An 18,252-nucleotide genomic window follows, 5' to 3' on the forward strand; every position below is an offset into this window, starting at 1 on the left:
CCTAGCGAATCGATTCGCCGGGCAGCCTAGGCGTCGACGTCTATGGATGTCAACGCCATGACCAGCCTGTGGCGAACCAGTTTCGCCCAGAGGCGATCGAGCACCTTGACCGCATACATCGACCGGCTTATCTTCGGTCGAACCGATTCGCCGTTTCGCTGCCCGAGAGGGGCCACACCATGACGACATCCGCCTGGCGGCGGGGCGTGGCCGGCGCCGCCCTGACCGCCCTCACGGTCGCCGGCACCGTCACCGGCTGCTCCGCGAACGACACCCCGGAAGGCGGGGCCGGCGGCGCCGCGTACACCGTCTGGGACCCGTACCCGCAGTTCGCCGGCGGATCCGACTGGGAGAAGCTGCTCGACACCTGCGGCAGCTCCGCGGGCGTGCCGGTGCGACGCACCGGCTACGACACCACCGACCTGACGAACAAGGCGCTGCTCGCGGCCCAGCAGGGCAACTCCCCCGACGTGCTGATCATCGACAATCCGGTCATCTCCACGCTCGCCCAGGCCGGCGCGCTCACCTCGGCGGACGAGACGAAGCTCGACACCTCCGCCTCGGCGCCCAACCTGCTCGGCGCCGGCCAGCTCGACGGCCGGACGTACGGCGTCCCGATCGGGGCGAACACGCTCGCCCTCTGGTACAACAAGGACCTGCTGGGCAAGGCCGGGGTGGACGTCGCGTCGGTCCGGGACTGGCCGTCGCTGACCGCTGCGCTGGCGAAGGTGAAGGGCGCCGGCAAGAAGGGCATCACGTTCTCGGCGATCGGCACCGAGGAGGGCAGCTTCCAGTTCCTGCCCTGGTTCTGGGGCGCGGGCGCCCAACTGACCGCGCTGGACTCGCCGCCGGCCATCTCCGCGCTGACGCTGTGGTCCGACTGGCTGACCCGGGGGTACGCGCCGAACTCCGTCATCAACAACACCCAGACCACCAGCTGGCAGGAGTTCGCCGGCGGCGACTACGCGTTCGCCGAGAACGGCACCTGGCAGCGGGCCAACGCCGAGAAGCTCGACTTCGAGTACGGGATCATCCCGGTGCCGGCGAGTGGCGGTGGCACCGCCCCGGCCCCGACCGGCGGCGAGTTCGTCTCCATCCCCGTGCAGCGCGACACCGGCCGGTACGAGGTCGCGCGGAAGCTGGTGACCTGCCTGACCAACCCGGAGAACCTGCTGACCACCGACACCACGCTGTCGTACGTCGCGCCGGTGGCGGCGGTGCAGGAGAAGCAGGTCGCGGCCGACCCGGAGCTGAAGGTGTGGGTCGACGCGGTCAACGCCGCCAAGGGTCGCACCGGCGACAACCTCGGCACGCGGTACCCGAAGATCTCCGAGCAGTTGTGGACCGCCGTGCAGGGCGCGCTCAGCGGCGCGAAGACGCCGCAGGCGGCCCTGTCCGCCGCCCAGGGCGCAGCCGCCACCAAGTAGATCCATGAGCCGAAACCGCACCGACCGGTGGACGGCGTGGGCGTTCCTCGCCCCGGTGACGGTCTACCTGCTGGTCTTCTACGCCTATCCGCTCTACCGGAACGTCGAGCTGAGCCTGCGGCGCTACACAGTCCGCTCGTTCGTCTCCGGCGACGCCCCGTTCGCCGGGCTGGACAACTACCGGGACGTGGTGACCCATCCGACCTTTCTGCCGGCGCTCGTGCACACGGCGGTCTTCACGGCGGTGTCGCTGCTGTTCCAGTTCGCCCTCGGGCTGGCGCTCGCGGTCTTCTTCCACCGGCACTTCCCGCTGTCGGCGACGCTGCGGGCGCTGTTCCTCGTACCCTGGCTGCTGCCGCTGATCGTCTCGGCCTCCACCTGGTCGTGGATGCTCAACAGCGATGCCGGCGTGGTCAACGCGGCGCTCGGCGCGGTGGGCCTCGACCCGGTCAACTGGTTGACCTCGCCGCGGTGGTCGCTGGTCTCGGTGATCGTCGCGAACATCTGGATCGGCATCCCGTTCAACCTGGTCGTCCTCTACAGCGGTCTCCAGGCCGTCCCGCCGGAGGTGTACGAGGCCGCGGCGCTGGACGGGGCGAGCGGTCCGCAACGGTTCTGGCGGATCACGTTCCCGTTGCTGCGGCCGGTGTCGGCGATCACGCTGCTGCTCGGGCTGATCTACACGCTGAAGGTCTTCGACCTCATCTGGATCATGACCAGGGGCGGGCCGACCGACTCGTCCACCACGTTCGCCACCTGGTCCTACCGGCTCGGTTTCGGCAGCCTGCTGCCGGAGTTCGGGCCGGGCGCGGCCGTCGGCAACCTGCTGATCGTGGTCGCCCTCATCTTCGCGTTGAGCTACGCCCGAGCGCAACGGAGGCAACGGTGGTGACGAGAAGACCCGCGCGTACCGCCTGGTGGCGGACCGGCCTCGGGCTGGTGTTCACCGCGCTGATGCTGTTCCCGGTCTACTGGATGGTCAACGTCTCGTTCACCCGCGACGGCGACCTGCGGGCCGACCCGCCGCACCTGTTCCCCGTCGACGGCACCGTCGAGGGTTACCGGGTGGTGCTGCGGGAGCAGTTGCCGTACCTCGGCACCAGCCTGCTCGTCGGGCTCGGCACGGTGGCGCTGACCGTGGCCCTCGCCGCGCCGGCCGGCTACGCCCTGGCGAAGTTGCGCCCGGCCGGCGGCGGCGTGCTCAGCTTCGTACTGCTGATCGCGCAGATGATCCCCGGGATCATCATGGCGATGGGGTTCTACGCCATCTATCTCCGCCTCGGGGTGCTCAACTCGGCCGCCGGCCTGGTGCTCGCCGACTCCACCATCGCCGTGCCCTTCGGAGTGTTGATCTTCGCGGCGTTCATGTCCGGCATCCCGGACGAGGTGCTGCACGCCGCGGTGGTGGACGGCGCCGGCCGGTGGCGGACGTTCTGGTCGGTGGTGCTGCCGCTGAGCCGGGGTTCGGTCATCACCGTGTCGCTGTTCGCCTTCCTCTGGGCCTGGTCGGACTTCCTCTTCGCGTCCACGCTCGACGCCGGGGGCGCGGCCCGGCCGATCACGCTCGGCATCTACCGCTACATCGGCAACAACAACCAGCAGTGGAACGCCATCATGGCCACCGCAGTGGTCGCCTCCGTCCCCGCCACCGTCCTGCTGATCGTGGCCCAGCGGTACGTCGCCGCGGGCGTGACAGCGGGCGCCGTCAAGGACTGAGCCATCCGTACCCCAGAAAGGCAGCCAGCGCAGATGACCGTTGCCCCCTCCGGTCCGGCGTTCTCCGTCCGGGAGATTCCGTTCAGCCACCGCGGGTCCTGGCTGAGCGTCTCCCCCGTGGTCGCCGAGAACACCTACGCCGACGATCTGCACCTCGTCTCGCACCGCAACGGCATGCACCCGGTGCTGCGGTTCAGCGCGCCGGCCGACGCCACGGTGACGGCCCGGCCGGCGCTGCTGAGCTGGCACGACCGGGTCGGCCGGGTCGAGCTGACCTACGCGGGCCCGGACACGCTCCGGCTGCGCGGGCGGGGGGCCGGGCTGCGGATCACCGCCGCCGCGGCCACCCTCACCCCGTTCAGCGGGACCTACCTGTACGACGACCCGACGGACTCCTCGGCCGTGTTCACCTCGTACGAGACCGGCCGCCGCTACCGGGTCACCGTGCTCGCCGGCACCGCCGAGACGGTCGGGGCGCAGGCCCTCGGCACCGCCGACCGGGGCCTGCTCCTGCCCGCCGACCGGCCGTGGGAGGTCGCGATCGAGGAGTACGCGACGGCCCGCCGGCCGTACCCGGACACCGCCGACTTCGACGACCTGGTCGACGCCGGCCACGCCGACTTCGCGGCGTTCGTCGAGGCGGTCGCGCCGTGGCGCGACGCGGAGACCCCGGCCGCCGAGCTGGCCGGGTACGTGTTGTGGTCGGCCACGGTGGGTGCGGCCGGCTTCGTCACCCGGCCTGCCGTCCTGATGTCGAAGCACTGGATGAACAAGGTGTGGAGCTGGGACCACTGCTTCAACGCGCTGGCCCTCGCGGACGGCGACGCCGACCTCGCCTGGCACCAGTTCCACCTGCCGTTCGACCACATGGACGACGCCGGTGCGCTGCCCGACTCGGTGACGCACTCGGAGATCCTGCACAACTTCGTCAAGCCACCGATCCACGGCTGGGCGTTGCGGCGGCTGCGTCAGCGGTCGGGCCGGTCGCCGTCGCGCGACGACCTGGTCGAGGTCTACGAGCGGCTGGCCCGGTGGACCACGTTCTGGCTGGACCACCGGCGGGCGCCCGGTCGATGCCTGCCGCACTACCAGCACGGCAACGACAGCGGCTGGGACAACGCCACCACGTTCGACGACGACCGGGTGATCGAGACGCCGGACCTCGCCGCTTTCCTGGCGATCCAGCTGGGGTGCCTGGCGGAGCTGGCCGACGAGCTGGAGCGCCCGGCGGAGGCGGCGCGGTGGGCGGGCGTCGCCGGCGAGGTCCGCGAGGCGCTGCTGGGTGAGCTGTGGACCGGCGAGCGGTTCACCGCGCGGGCCCCCGGGGCCGGGAGCAACCGGGCCGGGAGCAACCGGGCCGGGAGCAACCGGGCCGGGAGCAGCCTGCTCGACCTGATGCCGGTCGTGCTCGGCGAGGCGCTTCCGGCCGCTGTCGCCGCCGTCCTCGCCCGCCGCGTCGAGAGCCATCTCACCGAGCACGGGCTGGCCACCGAGCCGCTCGACTCGCCGTACCACGCCGCCGACGGCTACTGGCGCGGCCCGATCTGGGCCCCGGCCACCGTGCTGATCGAGGACGGGTTGCGCCGGGCCGGGCACACCGCGCTCGCCGACGAGATCAGCCGGCGGTTCCGGGTGCTGTGCGAGCGGTCCGGCTTCGCCGAGAACTTCGACGCCAAGACCGGCGCGGGCCTGCGGGACCGCGCGTACACCTGGACCGCGAGCGGCTATCTCCTGCTGGCCGGCGACGACCGGCGGCGGCGGGCCGGCGGTTAGCGGACGGTCCGGGGCAGCGGGCCGGTGCTGGCACGCAGCGAGATCGGCGGGCGGTAGAGCCGGTGCCGGGGCGCGGTCTCGGGCGCGGCGATCCGCTCCAGCAGGAGCGACACGGCCGCCGCGCCCATGTCGACGATCGGCACGTCCGCCGCGGTGAGCGGCGGGCGGAAGTTCTCCGCCCAGTGCCGGGCGGCGACCCCGGTGAGGGAGAAGTCGCGCGGCACCACGAGCCCGGCCGTCTCCAGCGCCCGCTGCATGCCGGGCAGGGCCGCCTCGTTCACGGTGGCCACGGCGGTGACGTCGGGATGGCTCGCCAGCAGTTCCTCGACGCACGCCTCGCCGGCGGTGACGTCGTCGCCGCAACAGACGTCGATGCCGACCAGGCCGCGTTCCCGGGTCGCCGTGGTGAAGCCGGTGAGCGCCCGGCTGCCCGGGCCGTAGCCCGCGGCGACGAGTTCGGCCGACCGGTTGACCAGGGCGACGGTGCGGTGCCCCAGGTCCGCCAGGTGGTGCACGCAGCTTGCGATGAGGCCGGCGTAGTCCACGTCCACCCAGCTCATCCCGTGCGGCTGGGCGGTGCGGCCGATGGTCACGAACGGCAGGCCGGTCTGCTCCAGCCGGGTCACCCGCTCGTCGGTCAACCGGATCTCCATCAGGACCACCCCGTCGACGCGGCGGCCGGTGACGATCCGTTCGAACGACCGGTCGTGGTCGCCGCCGGAGGGCGACAGCAACACGTCGAGGTCGGCCCGGGCGGCGGCCTCGACCACGCTTGCGACGAAGCCGAGTTGCATGTCGGTGAGGCGCTGGCTGGCGGGTGGGATGACCAGGCCGAGGGTGCGGGTCCGGCCCTCCTTGAGGGCACGCGCGCTGGCGTTCGGGCGGTAGTCCAGCTCGTCGATGACGGCCTGGATGCGCTGCCGGGTGGCCGCCGAGACCGGCCGCTTGCCGCTCAGCACGTACGACACGGTGCTGCGGGACACCCCGGCCCGCCGGGCGATCTCACCGATGTTCATCCCGCTCCCGGCAACGGTCGTCGAATCGGTTCACCTGGTGCGCAGACCCTAGGTCGGGGCGGTGACACCTGTCAACGCGCGGGCCCGCACATTATAGACGTATCTCTATATTGACCGGTCCGACATCGATGCTTAACATCAGACGTCATACCTATGTCCCCTCGACCGGGGAGGTCCCCGTGAAACCATTCGCCCTGCGACGGTCCGCCGCGGCCGGCCTCGCGCTGGCGACGGTGGCCGCCGGCATCGCGGTGGCGGCCTTCGCCTCGTCCGCGTCGGCCGCCGTCACCACGCTGTACGCGGCCCCCGGCGGCACCGGCAGCGCCTGCTCCGCGGCACAACCCTGCGCGTTGTCCGCGGCCCAGGCCACGGTGCGCACGATGACCGGCGGCATGTCCGACGACATCGTGGTGCAGCTCGCCGACGGCGTCTACCGGGTGACCTCGCCGCTGACGTTCGGCGCGGCCGACTCCGGGACGAACGGCCACACCGTGCGCTGGCAGGCCGCGTCCGGCGCGCACCCGGTGATCAGCGGGGCGAAGCAGGTGACCGGCTGGTCCGTCGCCGATTCCGGCCGCAACATCTGGAAGGCCACCGTCGGCGCCGGGCAGGACACCCGGCAGCTCTACGTCGACGGCCAGGTCGCCACCCGGGCCCGTACGCAGGTGAACCGGTCGGACTTCAGCGCCTCGGCCAGCGGGCTGCGGATCACCAACGGCAACCTGAACTACCTGAACAACGTCGCCAACGCCAACCGGGTCGAGGTCGAGGGCGTCAACTCGTTCACCGACCGCTACTCGCCGGTGCAGAGCATCAGCGGCGGCATGCTCACCATGGCGCAGCCGGCGTGGAACAACAACAACTTCGGCTACGACACCCTGATGAACCCGTTCCGGGCCGGGCCCTTCTACCTGGTGAACGCGTACGAGTTCCTCGACTCGCCGGGTGAGTGGTACGTCAACACCGGCACCGGCACGCTCTACTACATCCCGCGCTCCGGCCAGAACATGTCGAACGTCGACGTCGAGTTCCCGGTGGTGCAGTCCCTGGTCCAGGTCGGCGGCAGCTACGCCAACCCGGCGCACCACATCGCGTTCAGCGGCATCACCTTCACCGGCACCAGTTGGCTGGGCCCCAGCAGCAACCAGGGTTGGGTCGACCAGCAGACCGGCTCGTACATCGCCGGCAACTGGTCGTGGCCCGGGTTCGGCTCCTGCACCTCCGGCTGCCAGCAGTTCGAGGCGGCCCGGCCGAACTGGTTCCAGATGCCCGCCGCGGTGCAGGTCTCGGCCGCCAACACCATCACGTTCAGCGACTCCCAGTTCGTCAACCTGGGACAGACGGCCGTCGGCATCGGCAACGACGCCAACGCGCACGGCACCGGCGTGGGCCTGGGCGCCAGCAACATCACCGTCACCCGCTCCGAGATCGCCCGGAACGCCGCCGGCGGCTTCGTCATCGGCGGCGTGCGCGCTGACGCCCACCACCCGAGCGACACCCGGATGACCAACCGGGACATCACCGTCAGCAACAACCGGATCCACGACCTCGGCCTCGACTACCGGGGCATCAGCTCGGTGCTGCCCACCTACGTCACCAACGCCACGATCAGCCACAACGAGATCTACAACCTGCCCTACTCGGGCATCACCATCGGGTACGGCTGGGGATCGAACGACGCCGGCGGCAACAACGAGTACGCCAACCGCGGCCTCTACAACTACCAGCCGCGCTACAGCACGCCGACGACCGCGTCCAACAACCGGGTGGTCGGCAACTACGTCCACGACGTGATGCAGCAGATGAACGACGGCGGATGCATCTACACCCTGGGGTGGGACCCGAACGCGCTGATCAGTGAGAACTACTGCCTGCGCACCAACGGCTACTTCGGCGTCTACTTCGACGAGGGCTCGAAGTACTACACCGTCACCAACAACGTGTTCGCCAACACCGGCACCTGGGCCACCGCCAACTACTGGGGCGGCGAGAACATGGGCAACTGGACGGTCACCAACAACTGGTCGACCAACGGCAGCACGAACGTCACCAACGGCGACCGGGGCAACGTCGTCTACGGCAACACGACTGTCGGCAACGGCAGTTGGCCGTCCGGCGCGCAGAGCGTGATGAACTCCGCCGGCCCGCAGGGCACCGGCGGCCCCACCACCCCGCCGCCCACCGGCGGCGCCCGGCAGATCGTCGGCGGGCAGTCCGGCCGGTGCGTGGACGTGCCGAACTCGTCCACCACCAACGGCACCCAGGTGCAGCTCTGGGACTGCGGCAGCGCCAGCGGCCAACGCTTCACCGTCACCGCCGGCCGGCAACTCCAGGTGTACGGGACCAAGTGCCTGGACGCCAACGGCCAGGGCACCAGCAACGGCACCGCCGTGATCATCTGGGACTGCAACGGCCAGGCCAACCAACAGTGGAACGTCAACGCCAACGGCACCATCACCGGCCAACAGTCCGGCCTGTGCCTGGACGCCAACGCCGCCGGCACCACGAACGGCACCAAGCTGATCCTCTGGACCTGCAACGGCCAGGCCAACCAGCAGTGGAGCCTGCGCGGCTGACCGGGCCGGCAGCGATCGGGAAGGACCACCGACATGGCACACGTACCGCGCGTCAACGCCGCCCGCCGGTCGCTGCTCGCCGCCGGCGTCGTGGGGACGATCGCCGGCGTCCTGGCGCTGACCGGGTGCGGCAAGGACGAGTCCTCCCCTGGCGCCTACGGCTTCCCCCAGGTCACGCAGGACGACAAGGCCACCATCACGGTCTGGGTGGACGCCGACCGCTCGAAGGCGGTCGACGCGTTCCGGAAGGCGCACCCCGACGTCGCGCTCAAGGTGGAGTCGTACGACGGGTCGGCCAACGGCTCCAACTCGTTCCGCACCAAGATCCAACTCTTCGACCGGGCGGGCAGCGGCTGGCCCGACGTCGTGTTCTCCACCCAGAACAACGACGCGGCGTGGGCCAGCCAGCAGAGCAACGGCAAGCAGGCGTTCGCGGCCGTGCTCGACCGCGGACTGGTCCCGAGCGGCGTGCTCGACGGGTTCACCACGGGCGCGCTGAATCCGTGCACGGTGGACGGCAAGGTGTACTGCCTGCGCAACGACCTGGCCCAGGTGGTGCTCTGGTACAACCGGAAGCTGCTCGACGACTTCGGGTACACCCTGCCCGCCACCTGGGAGGACTACCAGGCGCTGGGCGAGCGGGTGGCACGCGAGCACCCCGGCTATCTGGTGGGCACGGTCGGTGACCCGTGGACCCCGGAGATCTACTTCTGGGGCAGCAGGTGCCAGGCCAACGGCATCACCGGCCCCCACGCGGTGACGGTGCACACGGACAGCACCGAGTGCCGGCGCGCCGCGACGCTCGTCGACACGCTGGTCCGCAACCGCACCGCACCCAACATCAGCGTCTTCACCCCCGAGTTCGTCAAGACGTACGCGGACAAGGTGCTGATGCTGCCCGGCCCGGCCTGGTACGCCGGTGCCATCTTCCACAACCCGCAGTCCCTCGACGTGCCCGCCGGACAGCTCGGCGTCGCGGCCCCGCTGCCCTGGCGGGGAGAGGAGCCGGTCACCGGCAACGTCGGCGGCGGCACCTGGTTCGTCAGCAGCCACTCCCGCAACCTGAAGGCGGCGGCGGCGTTCGTCGAGTTCGTCACGACCGCCGACGACTACCAGGTGGCGCTCGCTCCCGGCTACCCGGCGTACGCGCCGGCCGCCGAGAAGTGGATCAAGCAGCAGGAGGCGAGCGGTTACTACGCCACCGACCTCGGGCCGGTCACCGAGGCCGGGGCGATAATCTGGAACGGCTGGGGCTCCGGCGTCTTCAGCCAGGAGGCGATCTGGGCCAAGACGGTCACCCCGGCGATCGCGAGCGGCCGGCGCGTGGCCGACCTGCTCCCCGAGTGGGAGCAGGCGATCAGGAACCAGGCCCAGGTCAACGGCTACACGGTCAAGTGACGCCGATGGCGGCCGGCGGCACGAGAGGGCGCGGCGCGCTGAGCTACGGCTTCGTCGCGGCGTACGCGGCGCTGGCCCTGGCGTTCGGCGTGCTGCCCGCTCTCTACGCCCTCTGGCTGGCGTTCACCACCGGGGCCGGCGGCTTCGCCGGGCTGGACAACTTCACCCGGGTGCTCGGCGACTTCCGGTTCGGGCCGGCCGTCGCCCACGTCGCGCTCTACCTGGTGATCTGGCTCGCCGCGCTCGTCGTGCTGGTGTCGTTCCTGGCCGTCGTCGTGCACGCGGTGCGGGTGCGCTGGCTCAGCCGCACCCTCCGGCTCGTCTTCTATCTGCCCGGCGCGGTGGCCGGCGCGTCGAGCGTGCTGCTCTGGCTGTTCGTGCTCGACCCCACCGCGAGCCCGGTCAGCGGCCTGCTGCGCCTGTTCGGCTTCCACAGTTTCGTGCAGGTCATCGTGCCGGGGAACCTGCCCGCGATCTTCGCGATCATCGCGTTCTGGACCGGCGCGGGCGGGTGGGTCGTCATCATGTACGGCGCGTTGAACACCATCGGCGCGGAGGTGATCGAGGCCGCCCGCATCGACGGGGCGAACGCCGTCCAGATCGCCTGGCACGTCCAGCTCCCGCTGCTACGCAAGTGGATCTCGTACATGGGCATCATGTCGCTCGCCGCCGGCACCCAGCTCTTCGTCGAGCCGCAACTGCTCTCGCAGGCGAGCAACGCGGTCGTGCCGAACGACTACTCGCTCAACCAACTGGCCTACCAGTACGCCTTCCAACACAACGACTTCAACGGCGCGGCGGCCATCTCGCTGCTGCTCCTCGTCGTCGCCCTCGCCCTGTCCGCCGTCTTCGTGGTGCGCGGCGGCCTGTTCGGAACGGACTGACGCCATGACGGCACGCGCCGGCCGGGCGGTGCTCGGGGCCGTGGTCACGGTCTTCGTGCTCTTCTTCGTCGTCCCGATCGTCTGGCTGCTGGTGGCCACCACCAAGTCGGCGCGCGATCTCGTCGGCACCGACCCGTTCCGCCCCGGTAGCCTCGGCGACCTGAGCGACAACTGGCACCAGCTCTTCGGGTTCCAGGACGGCGCGGTCACCACCTGGGTCGCCAACTCGGCCCTGTACGCGCTGAGCGCGCTCGTCATCACTGTGGCCGTCAGCATCCCGGCCGGGTACGCGCTGGCGCTCACCGAGTTCCGCCTGCGCCGGCTGCTGCTGGTGCTGACGCTCGTCGTCATGCTGATCCCGAACACCGCGCTGGTGCTGCCGATCTTCCTCGAACTCAACGTGGTGGGGCTGATCGGCAGCCCGCTGTCGGTGATCCTGCCGATGTCGTTCTTCCCGTTCGGCGTCTACCTCGCGTACGTCTACTTCTCCACCGCGCTGCCGCGCGACCTGCTGGCGGCGGCGCGCATCGACGGGTGCGGCGAGTTCCAGGTCTTCGCCCGGATCGCGTTGCCGCTCGCCACCCCGATCGTGGCGCTCGTCGGGTTCTTCAGCTTCGTGCAGAGCTGGAACAACTTCTTCCTGCCCTTCGTGATGCTGCCCGCCAGCGACGGCTACCCGATCCAGGTCGGCCTGACCTCGCTGCTCGCCTCCACGCCGGCGTTCAACCCCAGTTCCGCCGGGGCCCAGTCGGTGCAGTTGCCGACGCTCGCCCTGGCCACCGTCGTCTCGGTGCTGCCGGTGCTCGTCGTCTTCGGATTCGCCCAGCGCTTCCTGGTCGCCGGCATGACGGCGGGCGGCACCAAGGATTGACCACGACGCCCACGGAGGGGACACCACTGTGAAGGTCACCGGCTACCGCAGCCGCACCACCGCGCACGACTGGGGACGGCTGATCGGCGACGCCAACGGGGTCATGCCGGATACCCGTACCGCCGTGCCGGTGCTGATCCTGGAGACCGACTCGGGCCTGGAAGGCGTCGGTCTCGGCGCGCACCCGGAGGTCGAGCGGGTGTTCCGCGCGATCGACGGCGAGGATCCCCGGTCCGCCCCGGCGTTGTACGACCGGATGTTGAACCAGGTCTTCAAGACCGGCCACGCCGGCGCGACGTTCGGGACGATCGGCGCGATCGACATGGCGCTGTGGGACCTCAAGGCGAAGGCCGCCGACGAGCCGCTCTGGCGCACCATCGGCGCCGCCGACCGGTTCGTCCCCGGCTACGCCTCCGGGCTGGACATCGCCCTCGACGACGACGCGCTCGGGCGGCTGTACGAACGCTTCGCCGAGCGCGGCTTCGGCGCCGCCAAGCTCAAGGGCGGCCACGACGTCGAACGGGACCGGCGCCGGCTGGAGGCGATCCGGGCGATCCTCGGCCGCAACTCGCCCCGCCCGGCCCTGATGTTCGACGCGAACGAGGCGTGGAACCGCGCGCAGGCCGTCCGGTTCGTCACCGCGCTGGAGCGTACCGTCGACCTGACCTGGATCGAGGAACCGGTGCGCCGGTGGGACGCGGCAGGTCTCGCGTCGGTCCGCCGCGGCGTCCGGGCGGGGGTCGCCACCGGCGAGAACCTCACCGGCCTCGAACAGTACCGGCCGCTGCTGGACGCGGACGCCGTCGACGTCGTGCAGGTGGGCAGCGTCTGGGGCATCACCCACTTCCTGCGTACGGCCGCCGTGGCGCACGGACGGGACCTGCCGGTCAGCCCGGTGGCATACCACGCCAATCCACTCGCGCACGCCGCCGCCGCCGTGCCCAACCACCTGGCCTGCGAGATCCAGGACTTCTCCTGGCCGATCGGGTTGACGGTGGACCAGGAGATCGCGGACGGCGGCATCGTCCTCGGCGACCTGCCGGGCCTCGGCATCCGGGTCGACGAGCGACGCCTCGAAGCCGCTCCGGCGCTCACCGACCCGCCCGCGGCGGCCGGTCCGCACGTCCGCCCCGACCGGGCCGGGTTGCGCCTCGTCCCCGAGCGCTGAGTCACGCCGGGGCGCCGCCGGGCTCCGGCTCCTCGGGCGGCCCCTGGAACCGGCGTCGTTGCCAGGAACCGACGATGTGGTCCCGCATCGCCCGCTCGGCGCCCGCCACGTCCTGGCGGGAGATGGCGTCGACCACCCGCGCGTGCTCGTCGAGCGTCGACTCGAACGCGCTCTCGTACTTCAGCCCGTGGTAGCGGCTGCTCTCCAGCGCCCGCCGGTAGAGACGCTTGCAGATGTTCTCCGCCAGGCGGTTGCGGGACAGCTCCATGATCGTGAAGTGGAAGACCACGTCCGCCTGCCGGAACGAGTCGGTCTCGTGCCGGATCTCGCGCATCGCCGCGAGCGCGTGCTCGACCCGGGTCAGCTCCTCGGTCGTCCGCCGGCTCGCCAGGGTGCCCGCCATGGCCCCCTCCAGGCTGCCCCGGACCACGGTCAACTCGTCCAGAACCCCCAGCGACTCATCGTTGTCGATGAGCGCGGACAGCACGAACGGGTCCAGCATGTTCCACGAGCCGACCCGGGCCACCTGGGTCCCGCGACCCTGCGAGACCACCACCAGGCCCTTCTCCTCGAGCCGCTTCACCGACTCGCGAATGACCGTGCGGCTCACGCCGAAATGCTCGCTGAGCGGCCCTTCCGGGGGAAGCATCTCGCCCTCGCCGAGCTGGCCGGTGACGACCAGCTCGACCAGCTCGCTCACCACCGCCACCCCCAGACGCTCCGCCGGGCGGCGAGGCGGGAAGGCGAACCCATCGACGCGAGCCGTCATGGCCACACCCTAGCCGTACGGTGCCCGTTGCCGGCCGGCACATCTAGGCGGTGAGCAGGCGCCGGATCCGCTCGTACTCGGCGGCCATCTCGGGTGTGGCGAGGAAGTCGTCGAGCGCGGCCGAGACCTGGTGGTCGACCTGCTCGATCGAGCGGATGGCCAGCTCGTAGATCTCGTCACGCCGGCCCGTCTCCCGGTAGGTCGTCAGGTGTTCGAGCGCCGAGACGACGGTCAGGAGCGCGGGATCCATGTCCCCGTCGCTGAGGATGCCGTCGTCGATGCGGGTCAGCAGCGCGCGCAGCTCGGCCGCGCCGGCCGTCCGGGCGCGGTCACAGGCGACGGCCAGCGCCGCCGCCGCGTCCTCGTCGAGCTCGTCCTCCGTCAGCAGGTCCTCGGCCCGGACCATGCGCTCCACCGTCTCGGCGCCGAAGACGCGGAGACTCTCGTCGCCGGCACCGGTGACCAGCCGTCGGATCTCCGCTTCGAGTTCGTCGTATCGCACCGCCGCAGCTTATCGATCATCACGGTCGCCGCAGCAGCCCACGTCCGGCCATGAAGGCGCGCAACGTGTCGTCGTCCCCGGGGGCCATCAGCCGGCGCGGGATCACGGTCGCCGGCATCCGGCCGACGTACACGATCCAGAACTCCGGGGTGTCCTCGACCCGGGCGACCCCGTCCCAGGCGATGCCGCCGGACTCCGAGCCGCTGCGCATCATGATGTTGTCGTCGGTGATGTCGTAGCCGCCGTCTACGGCGTAGCGGCCGGAGCGGCGTCGGGCGCGCCACCGCACCCAGGGTGAATAGAGCATCGACAACAGCCCGCCGACGATCAGCGCCGTCCACAGCGACGAGAACCGGCCGCCGGACGGGACCACCCGGGAGACGACGAGACCGACCACCCCGACCGCCGCGAGGGCCGCGCCGACGTATCCGAACCGGCGCAGCCGCACCCTGGCGAGCGCGGCGGCCACTCGGCCCGGGTAGGCGGGATCGGCTGGTACGTCGAAACGGATGTGCACGCCCGAACGATAGTGCCCGGCGCGGCGGCGGGCGCGGGCCCCGCCGAACCTCAGGCGGCTGCGCGTCGGGCGGCGGTGATCTCGGCGTGGTGGTCGACCGCCCAGCCGGCCAGCGCGGAGAGCGGCTCCAGCAGGCTGGCACCGAGGGGCGTCAGCCGGTACTCGACGCTCGGCGGCGACGTCGGCAGCACCTCCCGCTCGACCAGGCCGTCGCTCTCCAGCGTGCGCAGCGTGCGGGTGAGCATCCGCTGGCTGATGCCCTCGACGGCGCGGTTCAACTCGTTGAACCGGTACGGCCGCCGCCCCAGCAGGGTGACAAGCACAAGCGTCCACTTGTCACTGACCCGCCGCAGCACGTCGGTGACCGGGCAGTGCTCGTACTCGCCGGCCGGAACGGGCTCCGGCAACCGGTGCCCGGTCAGCGCGGTACGCACACCGGTGTTTCCTGTGGCCATGAAAGTGCCTTCTTTCGCGTCCGCCCGGCCCCCGCCCAGGATGAGCACGGTCAACGGGAGACGGTAGTCGGGGGGCGGCATGGCAGTCGTGGTGGTCAGCGGTGGCACCAACGGGATGGGACGCGCGTTCGCCCTGGAACGCGCCGCACGCGGAGACCGGGTGGTGGTCCTCGGCCGCAACCGCGAGCGTGGCGAGGCGATGGCGGACGCCTCCGTCACCTTTCTTCCCGTCGACCTGTCAAGCGTCGCCGAGACCCGGCAGGTCGTCGAGCACCTCGTCACGGCCTACCCCGTCGTGGACGCGCTGGCGCTGTTCGCCAACGCCGTGGCGCCTCGCCGCGTCGTCACCGCCGACGGCCTGGAGCGCACGTTCGCGCTCTACTACCTCAGTCGTCACCTGCTCAGCTTCGGGCTGCGTCCGGCGCTGGACCGGGCCGCCACGCCGGTGATCGTGAACGTCGCCGGTGTGGGTGTCACCAAGGGCGGGGTCCGCTGGTCGGATCCGCAGCTGGTGTCGGGCTACTCGGCCGTCACCGCGCAGCTCCAGGCCGGTCGCGCCAACGACCTGCTCGGCGTCGGCTTCGCCCGCCGGTCCGGCAGTCGCGCCCGCTACGTGCTCTACCACCCCGGCTTCACCAGAAGCGGCGACCGGAGCACCCTTCCGCTCGTCGTCCGCGGGCTGCTGGCGGCGGCCTCGGTGATGGCGCGCCCGGTCGCGGAGGCGGTGGCTCCGATCCACCGTTTCCTGGACGCGCCGCCGACCGCGCCGCTGACCGCGGTCGACCGGAACCGGCAGCTCCCGCTCAGTTTCCCCACGCTCGATCCGCGCGACGCCGACCGCCTGATGGACCTCACGGAGGAGCTGACGGCCCACCGGCTGTGAGCGTTAACAGTCATCGTGCCGTCCGGAAGTTTCCGGCGGTCCGGGCGAGAGTTTCGGTGGCGTCGGCGCGCTTCGCGGGTGGGGACCGCCGCACCTGACCGGGAGAAACGCGGCCGGCGCGGCCGGCGACCGGGGCGCGTTCCGGAACGCGGGCGGTTGAGAATGTTATCGATAAACTGCTATCTTTCGGAACAGGGAGCGAAGGGCACGCTCCCGGTCACCCCGGCAGTCGGAAGGTGCCGCCGAGGCACACCTCCCGCCGCTCGGTGACCAGTCCGGGCCGTCGCGCCGACGGCAGCGACCGCGGGTCGCTGCCGGACGATGTCGGCCCGCCGCATGCCCTGTCCCCCCGCCCTCCCGCAGGCGAACCCCGCGCGCGCCCGGGCACCGGATCACCACCACCACTGGCAAGGAGGCAAGCAATAGTGAAACGTACACAGCTTCTCTCGTCCCTCGCTGCCGCCACCGTGCTCCTCGCGGCGACCGCCGCCGGCGTACTGAACGCCGGCTTCGGCGGCGCGGCGGAGGCCGCGACGAACGGCACCCTCGCCGCGACCGCCGGCTGCGGCAAGGCACCCACGCTGTCCAACGGCACCCGCACCATCACCAGCAGCGGGCAGAACCGCAGCTACATCCTGCGGATCCCGGACGGGTACGACCGGAACCACCCCTACCGCCTGGTCTTCGGCTTCCACTGGCTGAACGGCTCGGCGAACAACGTCGCGTCGGCCGGCTACTACGGGCTGCTGCCGCTGTCGAACAACAGCACGATCTTCGTCGCGCCGCAGGGCATCGACGCCGGCTGGGCCAACACCAACGGCCGGGACCTGACCCTGTTCGACGACATCTCCCGGCAGGTCGAGAACGACCTCTGCGTCGACACCACCCAGCGGTTCGCGCTCGGCTGGAGCTACGGCGGGGCCATGAGCTACGCGGTGGCCTGCGCCCGGGCCAGCGTCATCCGCGCCGTCGCCGTCCTGTCCGGCGCCAACCTCAGCGGATGCAACGGCGGCACCGCGCCCGTGCCCTACTTCGGCATCCACGGCACCCACGACAGCGTGCTGAACATCTCCATGGGCCGGTCGCTGCGCGACACGTTCGTCCGGAACAACGGCTGCACCGCGCAGAGCCCGCGCGAACCGGCTCTGAACAGCTTCAGCCACATCACCACCACCTACTCCGGCTGCCGGTCCGGCTACCCGGTGCAGTGGGCGGCGTTCGACGGCGACCACACCCCCAGCCCGGTCGACGGCTCGGGCAGCCCGAACGACTCCCGGACCTGGACGTCGGGCGAGATCTGGCGGTTCTTCAGCCAGTTCGAGTCGACCACGCCGCCGACGACCGCCCCGCCGACCACCACGCCGCCGACGACCACCCCGCCCACCACGACCCCGCCCACGACCACGCCGCCGACGACTCCCCCGACGACCGGCTGCGCGGCCACCTACCGCACCATCAACACCTGGCCGGGCGGCTTCCAGGGTGAGGTCACCGTGGCCAACAACACCGCCGCCGGCATCAACGGCTGGACCGTACGCCTGACCATGGCCGGCGGCCAGGCCATCAGCAGCCTCTGGAACGGCGTCAACACGGGCACCACGGGCAACGTGAGCGTCCAGAACGCCGCCTACAACGGCACGTTGGGCCCGAACGCGTCGACCACCTTCGGGTTCACCGCCACCGGCAACGGCGCCACCGCACCAGGCAACGTCACCTGCACCACCTCCTGACCGCGGCGCAGACGCGGGCCCGGAGCCACCCGGCTCCGGGCCCCCGTCCCGCGGTACGGCGAGCGACGGCCGCGGCCGGTACGTACAGTGCGGAGACAGAGCCGTCGCGAAGAGGAGAGCCATGTCGAAGCCGCCGCTGCCCGAGCCCGCCGTCGCCATGCTGCGCAAGCCGAACCCCGCAGTCATCGCCACGCTGCGCCCCGACGGGCAACCGGTCTCCGCGGCCACCTGGTATCTCTGGGACGACGGCCGGATCCTGGTGAACATGGACGAGGGCCGCCGCCGGCTGGCGCACCTGCGCAAGGACCCCCGGGTCACCCTCACCGTGCTCGACGAGCAGGGCTGGTACACGCACCTGAGCATCATGGGTCGCGTCACCGAGTTGCGCGACGACGAGGGCCTCGCCGACATCGACCGGCTCGCGCGGCACTACACCGGCGACGCCTATCCGCGACGGGAGCGTGCCCGGGTCAGCGCGTTGATCGAGATCGACCGCTGGCACGGGTGGGGCGCGCTGAAGGACAGCAGCCAGGTCGGCTGACTCCGGCGAAGAAAACTCTCCGACCC

The 18,252-nt window shown here is 71.2% G+C and carries 17 protein-coding genes; 12 read left to right on the plus strand and 5 right to left on the minus strand.

Annotated features, from left to right (window positions below):
- Positions 1-179: 179 nt before the first annotated feature.
- The 4 genes from O7602_RS19340 (at position 180) to O7602_RS19355 (ending at position 4,916) form a co-directional block, all read left to right on the plus strand.
- Positions 180-1,427 carry an extracellular solute-binding protein gene (locus O7602_RS19340; RefSeq protein WP_281584045.1) on the plus strand — a complete coding sequence of 416 codons (1,248 nt, stop codon included), beginning with the start codon at positions 180-182 and terminating at the stop codon, positions 1,425-1,427.
- Between the two features lie 4 nt (positions 1,428-1,431).
- Positions 1,432-2,319: a sugar ABC transporter permease gene (locus O7602_RS19345; RefSeq protein WP_281584046.1), complete on the plus strand. Its 888-nt coding sequence runs from the start codon at positions 1,432-1,434 to the stop codon at positions 2,317-2,319.
- A gap of 62 nt (positions 2,320-2,381) precedes the next feature.
- Positions 2,382-3,143, plus strand: a complete 762-nt coding sequence (locus O7602_RS19350) for a carbohydrate ABC transporter permease (RefSeq protein WP_281590400.1) — start codon at positions 2,382-2,384, stop codon at positions 3,141-3,143.
- A gap of 33 nt (positions 3,144-3,176) precedes the next feature.
- Positions 3,177-4,916 carry a glycogen debranching protein gene (locus tag O7602_RS19355; RefSeq protein ID WP_281584047.1) on the plus strand — a complete coding sequence of 580 codons (1,740 nt, stop codon included), beginning with the start codon at positions 3,177-3,179 and terminating at the stop codon, positions 4,914-4,916.
- On the opposite strand, the gene O7602_RS19360 is transcribed toward O7602_RS19355, so the two are convergent.
- Entirely contained in the window at positions 4,913-5,932 is a 1,020-nt protein-coding gene (locus tag O7602_RS19360; protein WP_281584048.1) for a LacI family DNA-binding transcriptional regulator, read from the minus strand. The two genes, O7602_RS19355 and O7602_RS19360, sit on opposite strands and share 4 nt — an antisense overlap.
- A 179-nt stretch (positions 5,933-6,111) precedes the next feature.
- Between O7602_RS19360 and O7602_RS19365 the strand changes: the two genes are divergently transcribed.
- From O7602_RS19365 to O7602_RS19385, 5 genes are read left to right on the plus strand one after another with little or no spacing between them, the layout of a single operon-like run.
- Complete coding sequence (locus O7602_RS19365; RefSeq protein WP_281584049.1) at positions 6,112-8,508, plus strand: ricin-type beta-trefoil lectin domain protein; 2,397 nt, start codon at positions 6,112-6,114, stop codon at positions 8,506-8,508.
- A gap of 33 nt (positions 8,509-8,541) precedes the next feature.
- Positions 8,542-9,906: an extracellular solute-binding protein gene (locus O7602_RS19370; RefSeq protein ID WP_281584050.1), complete on the plus strand. Its 1,365-nt coding sequence runs from the start codon at positions 8,542-8,544 to the stop codon at positions 9,904-9,906.
- Positions 9,907-9,911: 5 nt separating this feature from the next.
- Positions 9,912-10,790: a sugar ABC transporter permease gene (locus O7602_RS19375; RefSeq protein WP_281584051.1), complete on the plus strand. Its 879-nt coding sequence runs from the start codon at positions 9,912-9,914 to the stop codon at positions 10,788-10,790.
- A 4-nt stretch (positions 10,791-10,794) separates the two neighbouring features.
- A complete protein-coding gene (locus O7602_RS19380) occupies positions 10,795-11,661 on the plus strand; it encodes a carbohydrate ABC transporter permease (protein WP_281584052.1) in 867 nt (288 codons plus the stop codon).
- Positions 11,662-11,689: 28 nt separating this feature from the next.
- Positions 11,690-12,829: a mandelate racemase/muconate lactonizing enzyme family protein gene (locus O7602_RS19385; protein ID WP_281584053.1), complete on the plus strand. Its 1,140-nt coding sequence runs from the start codon at positions 11,690-11,692 to the stop codon at positions 12,827-12,829.
- A gap of 1 nt (position 12,830) precedes the next feature.
- On the opposite strand, the gene O7602_RS19390 is transcribed toward O7602_RS19385, so the two are convergent.
- From O7602_RS19390 to O7602_RS19405, 4 genes are read right to left on the minus strand one after another with little or no spacing between them, the layout of a single operon-like run.
- On the minus strand, positions 12,831-13,598 hold the full coding sequence (locus O7602_RS19390; protein WP_281584054.1) for an FCD domain-containing protein: 768 nt from the start codon (positions 13,596-13,598) through the stop codon (positions 12,831-12,833).
- A gap of 43 nt (positions 13,599-13,641) precedes the next feature.
- Positions 13,642-14,100, minus strand: a complete 459-nt coding sequence (locus O7602_RS19395) for a hypothetical protein (RefSeq protein WP_281584055.1) — start codon at positions 14,098-14,100, stop codon at positions 13,642-13,644.
- 19 nt (positions 14,101-14,119) lie between these two features.
- Positions 14,120-14,617, minus strand: coding sequence for a YcxB family protein (locus O7602_RS19400; RefSeq protein WP_281584056.1), 498 nt, complete (start codon positions 14,615-14,617; stop codon positions 14,120-14,122).
- A gap of 50 nt (positions 14,618-14,667) precedes the next feature.
- Entirely contained in the window at positions 14,668-15,072 is a 405-nt protein-coding gene (locus tag O7602_RS19405; protein WP_281584057.1) for a helix-turn-helix domain-containing protein, read from the minus strand.
- A 79-nt stretch (positions 15,073-15,151) separates the two neighbouring features.
- Between O7602_RS19405 and O7602_RS19410 the strand changes: the two genes are divergently transcribed.
- The 3 genes from O7602_RS19410 to O7602_RS19420 all read left to right on the plus strand — a co-directional run bounded on the left by O7602_RS19410 (position 15,152) and on the right by O7602_RS19420 (position 18,226).
- Positions 15,152-15,955, plus strand: a complete 804-nt coding sequence (locus O7602_RS19410; RefSeq protein WP_281584058.1) for an SDR family NAD(P)-dependent oxidoreductase — start codon at positions 15,152-15,154, stop codon at positions 15,953-15,955.
- A gap of 422 nt (positions 15,956-16,377) precedes the next feature.
- Positions 16,378-17,685 (plus strand): cellulose binding domain-containing protein, encoded by a 1,308-nt coding sequence (locus tag O7602_RS19415; protein WP_281590403.1) that lies wholly within the window; start codon positions 16,378-16,380, stop codon positions 17,683-17,685.
- 121 nt (positions 17,686-17,806) lie between these two features.
- Complete coding sequence (locus tag O7602_RS19420; RefSeq protein ID WP_281584059.1) at positions 17,807-18,226, plus strand: PPOX class F420-dependent oxidoreductase; 420 nt, start codon at positions 17,807-17,809, stop codon at positions 18,224-18,226.
- Positions 18,227-18,252: the final 26 nt, after the last annotated feature.

Source organism: Micromonospora sp. WMMD1128, assembly GCF_027497235.1.
Lineage (GTDB): Bacteria > Actinomycetota > Actinomycetes > Mycobacteriales > Micromonosporaceae > Micromonospora.